Source organism: Caulobacter sp. KR2-114 (genome assembly GCF_049446115.1).
GTDB lineage: Bacteria > Pseudomonadota > Alphaproteobacteria > Caulobacterales > Caulobacteraceae > Acaudatibacter.
On the sequence record NZ_JBMSEC010000001.1, the window covers coordinates 57664 to 72705 of the forward strand.

Genomic DNA, 15042 nt, shown 5'->3' on the forward strand with positions numbered 1-15042 from the left:
TGAGCAAGCGACACCTTCCGCTCCGCCCGGCGGCGAAACGTGGCGTCTTTATGGTTTGTGCCTACGCGGCGGGAGCGCATGATGGAAATGAAAACTCGTCAAAGGCGCTATGATGACCGTGCATATTTCAGCCCTCGACCTCAATCTCCTGCGGGTGTTCGACGCGGTGCTGGAAGAGAAGAGCGTCACCCGCGCCGGCGCCCGCCTGGGCCTCAGCCAGTCCGCCGTCAGTCACGCCCTCAACCGCCTGCGTTACGCCCTGGACGACGAACTGTTCCAGCGTGACTCGCAAGGGATGACCCCGACCCCGCGGGCGATGGAGATCGGGCCCAGGCTGCACGCCGCCCTGGCGTCGCTGCAGGCCGCCGTCACCCCGGCGGATTTCGACCCCGGGGTGTCCGAGCGCCGTTTCACCATCGCCGCCGGACCGTACAGCTGCTCGGTGCTGGTGCCGGCCCTGGTCGGACGCATGGCCAGCGTCGCGCCGAACACCCGCCTGGAGATCAGCGAGATCACCGCCGACCTGGTCGAGAGCCTGGACGCCGGCCTGATCGACTTCGTGATCGCCGCCTTCGACGACGTGCCGGCGCGCTTCGGCCAGGAGGTGCTGATCGAGGAACAGCTGGCCTGGATCGTGCGGTCGGGTCATCCCCTGACCGAGGGCGAGGTGAACCTGGAACGGCTGGTGGCGACGCCGCACGTGCATGTGGCCAGCCGGCGCGCGACGCTGGGGGGCGGACGGCGGGGGCTGAGCATGCGCTCCAGCTACGAGGACGCCGGCGCCTTCGAGGGCGAGCTGGCGCGGCGCGGCCTGACCCGCAACATCGGCGTTACCGTGCCCGACACCTACGCCGCCCTGGCGGTGGTGGCGCGTTCGGACATGGTGTCGCTGATCCCCCGCCGCCTGGCGCTGATCTCGGCCCAGAGCGGGCGCCTGCAGCTGATCGCCCCGCCCTACGCCTCGCCGACCCTGGAGGTGAACATGCTGTACCGCTCCGACCGTCTGGGTGACCCGGCCATTGCCTGGATGCGGCAGCTGCTGCTGGACGTCTGCGCCGAGCTCTAGTTCACGGAGTCCGCCGGCGCCGCGAGCGCCGCCGGATCGGTGATCCAGGCCGGCCAGCCGTCCACCGGCCAGCCGGCGGCCAGGTGCAGGCTGTGCATCGCCGACAGCATCTGGCGCACCTCGGGGAAGGCCAGGGCCATGCTCTGTACGCCGTCGGCGCCGGCTTCCAGGGCCTTGAACTCCAGGGCGATGTCGATGCCGCGTTCGAGCGGCGTCAGGTGCGCCGAGTGCACCAGGCCGACCGACGACTGCGCCGTGGTCTCCACCGCCGGGGTCTGGCCGAAGTCCGACAGGGCCGCCACCTGCTCCCAGGACTGCACCAGCGCCTGGTGCGCCTCGTCGGTGGCCACGCTGCGTTCGAGGATCGGCAGGATGGCCAGCACGAAGCCGCGGCAGAACCGCTGGGTCAGCCACAGCCGCGCCGTGGCGTCGTCGGTCAGCTCGGTGTCGCAGGCCAGCCGATCTTCGGCGGCGTCGTAGACGAACGAGAACTTGCGGATCTGGCTCATGACCGCCCGGACAGTTGCAGCATCCCCGCCCGCCTACGCCATCGCCCGCCGGGAGGCCAGAGCCGCCGCCCCGGCGCCGCGGCCGGCGAGCCTCAATGCGGGGTCGAGGGCGGCCCGGTCCACAGGTCGCCGTTGCCCGATCCGGTGACCGGCGCGCCGTTGGCGCTCTTCTCGTCGTCGCTGGTGTCGTCGATCTGAATCGACTGGGCAAAGCCGGTGGGGGTCTGGGAGGCCGAGGCGGATGAGGAGTCGGCGGCGGCCTGCGCCTGCACCACCTCGTCGGTGGGGACCTCGATGCGCGGCGGCGGGGCCGTCAGGCAGCGGGTGGCGAACACGCAGGTGTTGATCCTGTACTGGCTCACGTCGGCGATCGCGGGCGCCGAGAGACCAGCCTCCATCGCCGCATCGACCGAGTTGGTGGTCGTGCCGTTGGGCCGGGTGACCAGGCCGAACACGTCGACCCGGGTCGGACCCGCCGCATAGTTCGGCGTCCAGCCCCCGCCGTCATTGCCGGCGCCTAAATCCTGGCCGTCGAGGCTGGTGGGGTTGGCGATCAGCTCATGGCCGCTGGTCGGGGTGTCGAACACCAGGCCGGCGTAGCGCAGCTGACCGCCGGTGTTCTGCTGGATGATGCGCCCCTCGGCCCCAAGCTCCAGGTCGTGGCTGGCCAGGAACACGTGGCCGGTGTCGATCGCATAGGCGCCGGAGGCCTTGCCGGCGTCGAACTTGGCGTCGGCCTTCGCCGCGGCGATGAAGTCCGCCGAGCCCATGAAGATGTCGTCGCGGGCCAGCAGCACCGCCGTCTGGAACGGCGCGGCGGCCGTGCCGAGCGAGCCGCTGACGTCGATCTCGCCCGGCACATAGCCGGTCAGGAGGGTCTGTGGCTGCTGGGTTGGCGGCGCGTCGGTATTGCCGCCGCCGATCACGGTCGTGGAGGCCGCCCGCGCGAAGCCGAGATGCAGGTCGACCTGGCCGCCACCCTGCAGCGCCACGGCGCCGGTGACATCGATGCTGTGCCCGCTGTCCGTGCCCAGCGCCAGGGCGCCGAGCTGGGCCGAGTTCAGCGTCAGGTCCTGCACCAGGATGTCGGCGTTGGCGCCGCCCTCGCCCTGCCCTGCCATGACGACCAGGTTGCGCGCCGTGATCCGGCCGATCGCCGCGTTCGACAGGTGGAACCCGCCGGAGGCGTCCGCGCCGCCGACCACCACAGACTGCGGCGCCCCCAGGGCGGTAATGTAGACATCGTCGCGCGCGCCGGCCTTGCCCGCCACGATCGAGCCCTGCAGGTCCAGCCCTGCCGCGGCGATGTTCAGTCCCCGGACGACCAGCCCGCCCTCACCCTGGTTGACGACGGTGGTGGGCACGATCGGCCAGGTCGGCGCGGTCGCCTGGCCGGTGGTGTTCAACGTCGCCCCACTCGCCAGGTGCAGCACGCCCTGGGTCTGCGCCAGCAGCGACACGCCGGTGACGCTGGCGTTGGCGCCGATGGTGAGGTCGCCGTCGGAGATCAGCGCCACCTGATCGCCGGTGCTGGTCACGCTGACGCCGGAGCCGACGGTCAGCACGCCGCCGGAGCCGGTGGCGAGGTAGATCTGTCCGCCGCTGGACATATTGGCCAGGATGGTCAGGTCGCCCGGGTCGACGAACACGCCGTGCGCGCCCTGCACGGCGCCGGCCAGGGTCACGTCTCCGCCGCCGAACACGAATACCTGGTCCGCCGTCGCCTGGCCCAGATTCACGTCGCCGCTGGCCTGGACATTGACCTGGCCGGAAGGGCTGGCCGGGCTGGCGCCCGCCAGCAGCAGGCTGGTGGGGTCCGCGACGATGCTGTCGGCGGACAGGAACACGCCGCCGGCGCCGGTTCCGGCCGCATCGCCCTGGAGCTGGTCGTTGGCCGCCAAGGTGATCGCCGCGCCGGCGCCGAGGGTCAGGTCCCGACCGGCCTTGAAGGTCTGTCCGGAGGCCACGGCGATGCCCTGGCCGGCCTGAAGGTCGATGTCGCCGCCGGTGATCCCGGCATTGGCCGCGATCGACTGGGCGTTGACGGCGATGGCCCCCGTGGCGGTCATGGCGCCGTTCAGCGTCGCCGCCTTCGCCGCAGAGATCGTCAGGCTGCCGCCGGAGGCCGACGCCAGGGTCACCGCGCCCTGGTCGCTCGTCACGCTCGCGGCGGCGGCGCCGCCGTCGACCAGCGCGCCGGCCCCCGCCGTGATGTCGCCGGTGGCCGCATGCAGCGTGAGGGTGCGCGCGCCGCCCTTGTGCTGGGCGTCGGAGGCCACCGTGGCGCCCGCGCCGAGGGTGATCGTGGTCGCCTCGCCGTCAAGATGCCCCCCCGCCGAGACCGTCACGCCGGTGGCGAAGCCGAGGGCGGCGTGGGCGTCGAGGGTCATGTCGCCACCGCTGGCGAGGCTGGACTGGACCTGGACCTGCCCGGCCGTGCTGGTCGCCGAAAGCGCCCCGGCGGCGTTGATGTTGCCGCCCAGCGCCAGATCCTTGGCGCTCGACAGGGTAATGCCATTGCCGGAGACCGCGCCGAGGGTCAGCGCTCCGGTGGAGCTCGTCACGCTGACGTTGCCGCCATGACCGGCCAGCGCGCTGCCCGGCGCGGCCGTGACATCGCCGCTGGCCGCCAGCGTCAGGTCGCCGCCGCCGCTGTTGTCGGTGTCCGAGGCGAAGCCGCCGCCCGCGCCGATGCTGATGCTGGCCGCGGTGGCGTTCAGGTGGCCGGCGGCGCCGACCACCGCCCCCGGCGCCACTATGATCGCCTTGTCCGCTGTCAGGTCGATGGTCCCGCCGCCGGTCACGCCGCCGCCAAGCGTGATCGTCCCGCCGACCGCCTTCACGGTCAGGGCGGCGCCCGTCGCCGAGGGGCCGGCCAGGGTGACGTCGCCCGCCTCGCCGGTCAGCGCCACCACGTCGCCGGTCACCCCACCCAGATCCAGGCCGCCGGCGCTGGCGTCGGCGGTGATCGCCGCCGACGGATGGGTGGCGTCCTTGCCGGCGATCAGGCTGACGCCGCCGCTGACCGACTGGGCCGTCAGGGTCATGTCGCCCGCCCCGTCGCCGTCGGAATCCGACTGCAGCACGGCGCCCTTGCCGGTGGCGATGGTGGTGGCGGTGAGGTTCAGGTGATCGCCGGCGCTGACGGTGACGCCGGCGCCCAGGGTGATGGCGTTGTCGGCGGCGATGTCGAGCGCGCCGCCACTGGCCACGTTGGCGTTCAGGGTCACGTCCGTGGGATCGATGGACACGCTGGTCGAGCCGTAGAGGGCTCCGCCGACGGTGACCGCATCGGCGGTGCTCAGGGTCACGTCCGTGCCGGCGATGGCGCCGGTGTCGATGGCGCCGCCAAGCGCCGTGAGCGCTACCTTGCCGGTGGGATGGGCCGCCGTGGCGCCGTTCTGCAGCGAACTGGCGGCGTCTAGGCTGATCGCCCCGCTGGCGGTCAGGGTCAACGCCGAGCCCGCGCCGCTGGTGTCGCCGATGATCGCCATCCCCGGACCACCCAGGATGTCGCCGGCGGCGTTGACGTTCACCACCCCGGCCGCCGTCACGGCGCCGTCGGCGTGCACGTCGGCGAAGTCGCTGATCGCATCGAAGCGACCCGCCGCCTTGATCGTCCCTTCCAGGTAGACGCTGCCCCCACTGCCGGCGCCCAACACCGGACCGAATTCGCCGAACCCGCAGTCGGGGCACTGGCTGGCGCCGGCGTCGGCCTCCAGATGGACATCCGTGCCGACGATGTTGCCGGCCTTCAGGTCGCCCCCGTCGGCATAAACGGTGACGGCGTCGGTTCCAGGACCGGTCACCGGCCCGGCGGACAGCAGCGACGTCGGCGCGGCGTCCACCGCGAACGACTCCAGCCAGATGTCTCCCCCGCCGCTGGCGGTGTTGGACTGCAACACCGCCTTATCCTGCAGGGTGATCAGCGAGACGCTCTCGACATCGACAAAGCCACCGGCCGCGACCTTCACCCCCGCGCCCACGGTGATGCTGTCGGGAATGTCGTAGTAGTCACCGTTCGAGTACTGGCTGACGGACACATTGCCGGTGGCCAGCACGTCGCCGCCCAGCGTCACGTCGCCATAGCTGTCCACGGTCACGTCGTGACCGGTCACCTTGCCGATGTTGGCCGTGTTGAAGCCACTGAGCAGCACGTCGCCCACGGGGGCGCCGGTCACCGGCCCGGCGATCAGCGCCGAGGTCGGATCCAGCTCCAGGTCGTAGGTGGTCAGGTCGATGCCGCCCTTGGGTCCCCCGCCGGCGTTGGAGCGCAGGGTCACGCCCGCATCGGCCTGTATCGCGTTGCCGCCGTCGATCTCGATCGCGCCCTGGCTGGTGACGTCGGCGGAGACCACCACCGCGCCGCTCGGCGCCCAGGCGTGGAACAGCACGCTGGCTGTCGAGGGGCCCAGCAACGTCAGGTCGCCGCCGTCGGCTTCCAGATAGACCGTCGCGCCGCCGGTGGTCCCCAGGGTGACGGTCTGGCCGGCGACGATGGTCAGGTCGCTGGTGGGCGCGCCGCTGGCCGGGCCGGCGACGATCGCCGACGAGGCGTCCGCGCTCACGGAACCGGCGCCCAGGCTGAGGCTCGCCGAGCCGGCGCCGCCGCTGTCGGCGCGCAGCACGGAGCCGGCGCCGAGGGTCACGGCCCCGCCGGCGTTGACGGTGACCGCCCCTGCCGCGCTGACGCCGGCGTTGGCGGCGATCGTCAGGTCGCTGCCGGACTCCAGGTCCACGTCGCCGCTGAACACGCCAGGCGCGCCGACGGTGATGGTGTCGCCGGCCAGATAGACGTCGGCCGCGGCGGTCGTCCCGGTCAGGGCCAGGTCGCCGTCCACCGCCCCGTCCAGGTTGCCCTTGACGTTGACGGCGCCGAGGCGGGCGCTGGAGCCGGTGAAGAACAGCCCGCCGTTGGCGGCCCCGATGCTGCCGCCCGAGGCGTCGATGGCGAAGCTGCGATTGCCGCCGGTGATCGGCGTGGCGACCGTCGTGTCGACGCCGACCAGCAGCACCGAGGCCTGGTCCGTGCCGGCCGGCGCGACGCCGGTGGCCTGCGTTACGCCCGACATGTTGATCACCCCGGCGAACGGGGAATCGCCGCCGGCGGCCTCGTCCGGCGCGGCGACCTGCACCCAGGCCCCGGTGGTCGAGCCGCCATGGTTCAGGCTGGCGTCGGCCTGTTCCGAGCCGCTGACGTCGATCGCGCCCAGCCGTTGCACCGAGCCGCTGGCGTTGGTGTCGGTGAAGCTGATGGTCGGCGCATCGGCCAGCACGTAGCCCACCGCGTCGCTGGCGGTGATCTGGCCGTTCTGCGTCACCTGTTCGGAATTCAGCACCACGAAGCCGTTGCCGGCGTTGATCGTCGCCCCGGACTGCACCGTGATCGGCGCCGTGGCGCCGAAGATCGGCACCGAATGATCCGTCAACGGAAGAAACGCCCCCGGTCCGCTCGGGCCGCAGTCGGAACCGCAGAAATTCGGCTCGACGTTGCCGGTCGAGGCGACGAAGGCGCCGACGTTGATCTTGGCCGTCGGACCGATGATCAGGCCCGAGGGGGTGAACAGCCAGACCGCGCCGGGGGCGGTGATCGAGCCCTGGATCGTCGTCAGGCTTTCGCCGGTCACCCGGTTGAAGGTGATCGAGCTGGCGCCGAGCGCCTGCTTGAAGGCGACGATCTCGTCAGCCGACAGGTTGAACGAGCTCCAGTCGATGAACGCCCGCTGGCTGGACTGGTTGACGTCGACTTCCTTGCCGGACCCGGCCGTGGTCACGGTCGCGGTGCCCGTCTGGACGGTCGATCCGGTGGGCAGGGCGCAGGCGTCGCCGCCCCACAGCACGGCGCTGCCGAGCGCAGAGGCGGCGCAGGCGGCCAGCAGGCCGGCCCGACGCGAAGGGGAACGAAGGACTGCAGGGCGGGTCATCGACCGCCTCCCTTGGACACGGAACGGGTAAGCATCGACACGGCGTCGGTGAGGCCGACCGTCAGGTTGACCATGAAGCGCGAGCCCGGGACCGGCTGGCCGTGGCCGAGCGGCGGCTCGTGCGGGACGGCGTAGGTCATCTCCAGCCGCCCGCGGCCGGGCATGTCGATGCGCAGGCCACCGCCGTAGGAGGCGACGTCGATCGTGGTGTGGGCCCCCGGCGTCAGGGTCCACAATCTCGCGGCGTCGTAGAACACGAACGGCTCCAGCCGGAACCGGCTGGCCACCGGGAACGGGCCGAAGCGCACCTCGGCGACCCCGGCGATGGCCTTGTCGCCGAACGCGGCGCCGGGCTCGTAGCCGCGGCCGATCGACAGGTTGCCGACCGCGTACTGTTCCGGGGCGGTCAGCGGATGGTCGGAGTCCTGGCCCTCCAGGCGACCGTACAGCCTCAGCCTCTGCACCGTCGGCGTCTCGCCCTCGAGCTTGAACTTGGCGACGAAGGCCTGCGGATCGGCGCCCAGGCGCGACAGGTTGGTGTCGCCGCTGTGCGAGGCGCCCAGGATGTCGAGGCCCTTGCGCAGCTCCACCGAGCCGCTCAGCTGGCCGCCCTGGCGCGGCCGCCACTCGGCGCGCAGCGAGGCCGACAGCACCCGCAGCTCGTCGTCCGAGATGCCGATGGTCTTGAACAGCTTGGTCTTCTGGTCATCGATCTCGAACGCCGCCTCGCCCACCACGGAAAGGCTCGTGCGCTCGACGAACGGCTGGCTGATGGCGAAGCGGCCGGTGGCGACGTTGGTGGCGATGTCCAGCGGCGCGACCGCGCCCTTGGGATTGGCCCAGGCGCCCAGCCCCATCAGCGTCAGGGTCGTGCCGGAAGCGTTCAGCCGCTGCTGATGGGTCAGGCGCACCACCTCCTGGCGCCCGCCGTCCAGCGAGGTGTAGGCCTGCAGCGAGGTCTGGTCGCCAAACTCCGAGCCGCCAAAGTGGTCGACGCCCACCAGGGCGCCCCACGGGCCGTTGGCGTCGGGATAGAGGTTGTTGACGTTGGCGTAGACCCGCCATTCCTCGCGCTTGGCCTGCACCACCAGGTCCATGCCGCCGGGAACCGTGCCGCGGCGCAGGGCCCCGGCGAGGGCGAGGCCGGGAATGTCCCGCGCCCGCTGGTAGGCGCCTTCGATGGCTGGCAGGGAGAGCGGCTTGACGTCGATCAGCGGCGCGAAGGCGGCGCTGGCCTGGCGCCGCGCGACGGGGTCCTTGGCCAGCACGGTGAGGTTCGACACCCGTCCCTCGACCACCCGCATGTGCACGACACCGGCGTCGACCGCCTGCGGGGTGACCACGACGGCGACGAAGGGATAGCCGGCGGCAGCGTAGAGCGCCTCGGCCTTGCGGGCGATCTTGCGCAGGTCCGCCAGGGTCACCGGCTTGCCGCGATACGCGGCCCAGGCCGGCTCCAGCGCCGCGGCGGGCAGCGCCGTGGCCTCGTCGAAGCGCACCGCCTCGAGGGTGAACTGCGGGCGCAGGTCCTGCGCCGAGGGCGGGACGGTGGTGCGGTCGATGACCGGAGGCTGCAGCGGCGCGGACGGCGACTCGACCTTGGGCAGGGCGGCCGTGGGGTCGACGGTGGACGACAGCGGCGGCGTCGCGCCCTGCGCCAGCGCCACCGCCGGAATCACGGCCGCGAAAATGGGACCGAACGCTAGGCTCGCGCCGATGGCCTTCAAGGCAGTCCTCCAAGCCACCGGCCCAAAGGCGCACAACGGTAGCGAACGTTGTTATTGCAACATGTTTCGGCGTCGCGTCCAGGCCCCGCATGCGTGGATTTCTCCCTGCGCGCGAAAAAAGCACCGCCGGGTTCAGGCCTGCCCAGGCCGACGCCGGCCATCTGCGCACCGGCCAAGCCTCTCGACGCGGCGCGAGCGGCCGTGCTCTATTCGCCTAACAGCGTTAGGTCTGCGCAGAGGAATACCATCGTGAGTTTCAGCCGCCAGGCCGCCCTGATCGCGGCCGTGGCCGCCCTGGCGGTCGCCCTGCCCCCCTCCGCCCAGGCCCGCAGCTACCAGGACATGGCGCTGGGCCAGAACCGCGAGGCGCAGGCCTGTCATGGCGTCTGGCGTTTCGAGGGCGCCGGGGCGCCCAGCGCCGTCGATGTCTACTGCGGCGCGTGGGACTCGCCCACCGGCACGGCGCGGGCGGTGGCGAGCGCGGATCAGGCGGCCGCGAAGCTGGCGGAAACCTGCGCCGGCGCGTCGCCGCTGGTCTCGGCCGACCCGGCTCTGATCGTGCGCCAGGTGGCCTGCCGCCGCGCGGACGGTGACACCGGTCCGGCGCGATTCGGCCTGATCGCCGTGTCGCCGGAGGGTCGCGCCGCCTACGGAACCGCCTTCCCCGCCGACTGGGCGCCGCTGCTGGCGGCGGCGCGGGCGACGCTCGGCGAGACGGCGGGCGCGGCGGCCGCGCAGAGCCCGCCCGGGCTGAAGGAGATCGAGGCCGTCTACCCGGAAGGCCCGCCCGGCCAGGGCGCTGCCTTCAACTACGAGCTGCTGCGCCGCCGCGGCTACGAGCAGAACGTGGCCTGGAGCTTCGGCGCGTCGGAGCGCGACTTCAGCGAACTGTTGCGCGCACACCAGAAGGCCGCGCCGGACGACAAGGCTGGCGAGGCCGAGATCCTGGGCGAGATCGGCCTGAACCTGTCCAACGGCGGGCGCTTTCAGGACGCCGCCGACCTGTTCGACCGCGCCGAGGCGGAGGCTGCGGGCGCCGGCGACCGGCTGCTGGTCAGCAAGATCGCGAACTACCGCGCCATCGACGCCCTGAACCGCGGCGACAACGCCGCCGCCCGGCGCCTGGCGCTGGCGGCGAACATCGAGCGCGAGCGCACCCTGGGCGGGGCGCCGAAGCCCGGCGGCGGACCGCGCATCACGGGCGCCGATGCGATGCAGATCGAGGACCGGGCGGCCGCCCAGCGCCAGCGCGCCATCGTCGCGGCGCTGGAGGACATCACCCCGGCCGACAAGGCCCGCGTGCTGTCGGCCCAGGCCGACGAGATCGCCGCCGTGGCGGCCCGCGCCCTGGGCCAGGCAGACGCCGGCGCCCTGCTGGACCGCGCCCTGGCGGAGCTGTCGCAGAGCGCCGCCCAGCCCGCCTGGCTGGCCGGGCAGATCTATGAGGAACGCTCGACCCTGGCCCTGGCGCGCGGCGACGCCGCGGCGGCGGCGGCCGAGGCGGCGCACGGCCTTCGCCGGGTGCGCGAGCTGGCGCCGGAGACCCGCATCGAGGCGCGGCTGATGCTGGCGCTGGAGCGGGCTGAGTGGGCCGCGGGCCAGCGCGCCGAGGCCCTCGCCACCGGCCGGGCGGCGGTCACCATCCTGGAGCGCCAGAGCGAGGCGCCCGGCATGCCGGCGGACGTGGCCTCCGGGCACATCGAGGCCCTGCTGAGCGAATACGAGCGCACGGGCGACCCGGCGCTGGCCAGGGAATATTTCGAGACCCTGAGCCTGGTCTGGGACGGCGCGGCGTCCCGCGCGGCCGCCCAGCTGGCCGCCCGCCTCGGCGAGGGCAAGGGCGGGGACACGGTTCGCGCCTACCAGGACGCCCAGCGCGCCTACCGCGCGGCCCTGTCCCGCCGCGTGCGCCTGTCGGGCGCCGAGGCGACCTCGGAAGACCTCGACAAGGCCGACAAGGCGGCCGACGCCGCCGCAAAGCTGATGTTCGCGGCCGAGAACCAGGTGCGGGCCGTCTCGCCCCGCTATCTGGAACTGCTCAATCCCAAGGTCGCCACCGGCGACCTGCAGGCCGTGCTGCGGCCGGGCGAAGGCTATGTGCGGGTGGTGCTGGCCAAGGCCGGAGGCTATGGCGCGGTGGTCACCCGCGACGGGGTGACGCCCTATCGCATCGCCCTCGGCGCCGGCGAAGCCGACCGGCTGGTCACCGGCCTTCGCACCAGCGCCGTGATCCGTGGTCGGCGCCTGCCGGACTTCGACATCCTGGCCGCCCGCAAGCTTTACCGGGCGATGTTCGAGCCGGTGGCGGCCATCATCAGCCCCCTGCGCACCCTGCACCTGGACGGCGGCGGCGTGCTGGCCGCCCTGCCCGCCGGCGCGCTGATCGTCAGCGACATCGACGACGCCCACCTGCAGCAGATCGCCCTCGACCAGGACTATTCCGGCGTGGACTGGTTCGCCCGCCACCACGCCCTGGACACCGCCCTCGGTCCGGCCGCCTTCGTGCGCACCCGCCAGGCCGGCGGCGCGGCGCCGATCCCCAACGTGGTGGCGTTCGGCGACTTCCGGCCCGACCCCGCCCGTGCGGCCGCGCAGATCGCCGCCGCGCACGGCCTCTCCGAGCGCTGCCGCGCCGAGGTGCAGAGGGCGCTGACTGGCCTGCAGGCCCTGCCCGAGACCGCCACCGAGGCGCGCGACGCCGCCGCGGCGTTCGGTGCGGACGGCCATGCCACCCTGGGCGCCGCCTTCACCGACGACGACTTCTTCAAGGCCTCGGACGTGGCCAACGCCCAGGTGCTGGTGCTGGCCACGCACGGGGTTCTGGGCCTGTCGACCTGCTTCGCCGAGCCGGCGCTGCTGACCTCGGTGGGGCCGCAGGGCGATGGCCTGATCGAGGCCTCGCAGCTGCTCGATCGCTCGCTGAAGGCGCGGCTGGTGGTGCTATCGGCCTGCGACACGGCCGGCGGCGGGCACGTCACCGGCGCGGCCCTCACCGACGGTGGCGAGGCCCTGTCCGGCCTTGCCCGCGCCTTCATCTACGCCGGCGCGCCCAGTGTCCTGGCCACGGAATGGAAGATCGACGCCAGCGCCTCGGCGCTGCAGACCGACGTGCTGCTGCGTACGGCCGCGCGGGACGGCCGGACCGTGGCCGAGGCGCTCAACGCCGCCCAGGCCAGCCTGTACGACAACGCCGAGACCGCCCACCCCTTCTACTGGTCGGGCTTCGTGCTGATCGGCGACGGCGGCGCCAAGCTGGTGGGCCCGGGGGCCTAACGCCCCCCCCACTGTCATCCCGGAATCCGCAAAGCGGATATCCGGGACCGCGGCAGGCGCGGGCGCTCGCCACGCCCGTCATCCGCCAGCGCTTCCGGCGGTCCCGGATAACGCTCCGCGTTTCCGGGATGACAGAGAGTGGCGTCAGTCCAGGCCGTAGCTCTCGATCAGGGCATACACCCGGGCCCGGTCGAGGCCATTGCTGGGCGCGGCGGCCAGCACCTGCTCGGCTTCCAGGGCGTGGGTGGCGGAATCGGCCCGCGCCAGGGCGCAGGCCGTGGCTGCGGCCCGGACTTCCGGATCGCTGAGCGCGGCATAGGTCTGCGGCAGGCCCGGCGCGCCGGCGGACACAGTGAAGTCGGCCTGCACCGCCCCGCCCGACGCGTCGGTCGCCGCCAGATGATAGCGCCCGGGCGCGAAGCTGATGGTGGCGAACACAAGATCGCCGGCGCCCGACGCCTCGCCCAGCACCTGGCCGCCTGGGCCACTGAGCGTCGCCTTGTAGGGTCCGGCGCCGCCGGTCAGCCGCACCAGCAGCGCGCGGGGGCCCGGCGAGAGCTCCTGGCTGCCGGCGGCCAGCTGCGGCAGGGCGAAGCCGAAGCTGTCGGCGCCGCCCTTCAGGCGCACATCCCAGGGCAGCCGCTTCATGTCGGGCATCACCTGATCGTTGACCGCGCGGTAGGCGTTGCCGACCATGGTCGGCGCGCCCGCCCGGGCGGCCACCACGAAGGGCGCCTTGGCGTCGACCTTGACCACGCCTCGCCCGTCCAGGGACAGGGTCAGCCGCGTGTCGCCGGTGGCGGCGATGCGATCGCCCACGCAGACCACTTCGAGCACCCGCGGCCGGGAAACCGCCGCGCCCGCGCGGGCGATGTTGACCCCGGCCGGGTTGCCGTCGATGCGGGTGACCACGCCGGCCCCCACGCACGCTGCCTGGGCGGCGCCGGCGAAGGCCAGGGCCGCGACGGCCGCGCCTGCGGCCAGCAACAGACGCTCAATCTTCTTCGTCATCAGCGAATTCCTGCATGGCGCCGACCGCCGCGGAGGCGAATGCTGGCGCGGAGAGATAGCCCCAATAGCCGTGATCCAAGGATATCAGAAGTAGGCCTATGCCCGTCCAGTGGGCGGCAAAGGCGAACGCCCAGTTCAGCACCACCGGATTGAACGGCAGCAGGCGAAGGCGGATTAGAAAGTGCCGCCCGCGGTGCCGGGTCCGCAGGTTCAGGTAGTGCTCGCGGATTCGCCCGGTGACCAGGAAGCCGTAGGTGATGGCCGAGGACACCACTAGCAGGGTGGTCAGCTGGATCCACAGCGGCACCCGCTTGAGGCCGCCGTCGGAGAGCTCCAGCCCCCGTACTGAGTTGGCGATGATCATCGGGCCGGCCATCTCGTTGAGCGGGGTCTGCTCGAAGTCAGCCGCCACCGCATTGGTGCCGCCGACGATCACCAGGCGCCCGCACAGCAGGTCGTGGCTGGCGTTCTGGCCGGCGGCCACCACGTCCGCGGCGGAGATGCGGCGGAACACGGCGTGGTCGGCGCCCGGGCCGCAGTTGGCGAAGCCCTTCCAGTCCGGGGGCAGGTCCGGCCAGACCCGGCTGTTCTCCCCCTTGCCCAGCGACAGGTGGTAGTTGATCAGCTCCCCGTGGCTGGCGGCCTCGGCCTGCGGCTTGGCGCAATCGGTCTTGGCCTTGTCCAGCCAGCGCTGGGCCGGTGAGCCCGGCGGGATCTTGCCGTCCTGCAGGAAGCCGTAGGCCAGCAGCACCGCCGAATACAGCACCGGAGAGCCGCCGGGATTCTTGACGCACTCGTAGGGCAGGAACTCGCGCACCACCCCGTCCTGGTCGGCCATCATCTTGACCTGCGACCAGAAGATGTTGGGCGCCGGCACGACCACGTCGTCGAAATCGGTGGCCGGCAGCACGATCGACGAGCCGTCGCCGCCCAGCACCGAATCGGGAAACGCCTGCCGCGCCAGGATCAGCGGCGGCGCGGTCGGTGTGTGGCCCCAGTCCTGCAGCACCTTGTGCAGCTTGGCCGCGCCAGCCTCGTCGCCAGGCGTCGGGGTGGCGAAGTCGACATCGACGATCACCGCCCGGGCGCCCTTCCCGCCCGGCGCGGTGCGGATGTAGTCCAGGGTGTCGGCGATCACCCCGCGCGGAGCGGTGGCGGAGGGCGCGCGCGGCGGTCCGCTGGCCGAGCCCACCGACGAGATCGTCTGGTCGTCGACGTCGATCAGCATCGCCGGGTCGCCCTTGCGGATCAGGTCGGCGCGCATCTTGAAGGCGCTCTGCATCATCTCGCGATCGGGCTGGCCGAACATCGAGCGGTTCACGGCCGGGATGCGCATCGCCCCCAGCACCACCAGCCCCGCCAGGAACGAGACGATGAATCGCCGAGACGTGCCCATGCGCGCGATGTGCTGGCGAACCCGCACCAGGGCGCGGACGATGGGGCGGTCGTTGCCCTCCATCAGGCGTCGGCGCTCATCACGCGAAGGGGTGCGGCGCTAAAACGGGGAACGCACTGACGATGGGGACGGCGGC

Annotated in this window: 7 protein-coding genes; 2 read left to right on the forward strand and 5 right to left on the reverse strand. The window is 72.5% G+C overall.

Annotation, left to right across the window (positions count from 1 at the left end):
- Positions 1-112: 112 nt before the first annotated feature.
- Positions 113-1066, forward strand: a complete 954-nt coding sequence (locus ACO2Q3_RS00225; RefSeq protein WP_423304309.1) for a LysR family transcriptional regulator — start codon at positions 113-115, stop codon at positions 1064-1066.
- Here the strand turns inward: ACO2Q3_RS00225 and ACO2Q3_RS00230 are convergent.
- The 3 genes from ACO2Q3_RS00230 to ACO2Q3_RS00240 all read right to left on the reverse strand — a co-directional run bounded on the left by ACO2Q3_RS00230 (position 1063) and on the right by ACO2Q3_RS00240 (position 9226).
- Entirely contained in the window at positions 1063-1575 is a 513-nt protein-coding gene (locus ACO2Q3_RS00230; RefSeq protein ID WP_423304310.1) for a hypothetical protein, read from the reverse strand. The two genes, ACO2Q3_RS00225 and ACO2Q3_RS00230, sit on opposite strands and share 4 nt — an antisense overlap.
- A gap of 92 nt (positions 1576-1667) precedes the next feature.
- Positions 1668-7499, reverse strand: a complete 5832-nt coding sequence (locus tag ACO2Q3_RS00235; RefSeq protein WP_423304311.1) for a filamentous hemagglutinin N-terminal domain-containing protein — start codon at positions 7497-7499, stop codon at positions 1668-1670.
- Entirely contained in the window at positions 7496-9226 is a 1731-nt protein-coding gene (locus tag ACO2Q3_RS00240; RefSeq protein ID WP_423304312.1) for a ShlB/FhaC/HecB family hemolysin secretion/activation protein, read from the reverse strand. The genes ACO2Q3_RS00235 and ACO2Q3_RS00240 overlap by 4 nt, the downstream gene beginning before the upstream one ends.
- A 249-nt stretch (positions 9227-9475) precedes the next feature.
- On the opposite strand from ACO2Q3_RS00240, the gene ACO2Q3_RS00245 reads away from it, so the two are divergent.
- The gene (locus ACO2Q3_RS00245) at positions 9476-12499 is read left to right on the forward strand and encodes a CHAT domain-containing protein (protein WP_423304313.1); all 3024 of its coding nucleotides are present in this window, start codon (positions 9476-9478) and stop codon (positions 12497-12499) included.
- Between the two features lie 144 nt (positions 12500-12643).
- Here ACO2Q3_RS00245 and ACO2Q3_RS00250 read toward each other — a convergent pair whose 3' ends face one another.
- Together ACO2Q3_RS00250 and ACO2Q3_RS00255 are read right to left on the reverse strand one after the other, a co-directional pair.
- On the reverse strand, positions 12644-13510 hold the full coding sequence (locus ACO2Q3_RS00250) for a hypothetical protein (RefSeq protein ID WP_423304314.1): 867 nt from the start codon (positions 13508-13510) through the stop codon (positions 12644-12646).
- Positions 13494-14969, reverse strand: a complete 1476-nt coding sequence (locus ACO2Q3_RS00255) for a CHASE2 domain-containing protein (RefSeq protein WP_423304315.1) — start codon at positions 14967-14969, stop codon at positions 13494-13496. The genes ACO2Q3_RS00250 and ACO2Q3_RS00255 overlap by 17 nt, the downstream gene beginning before the upstream one ends.
- Between the last annotated feature and the right edge of the window lie 73 nt (positions 14970-15042).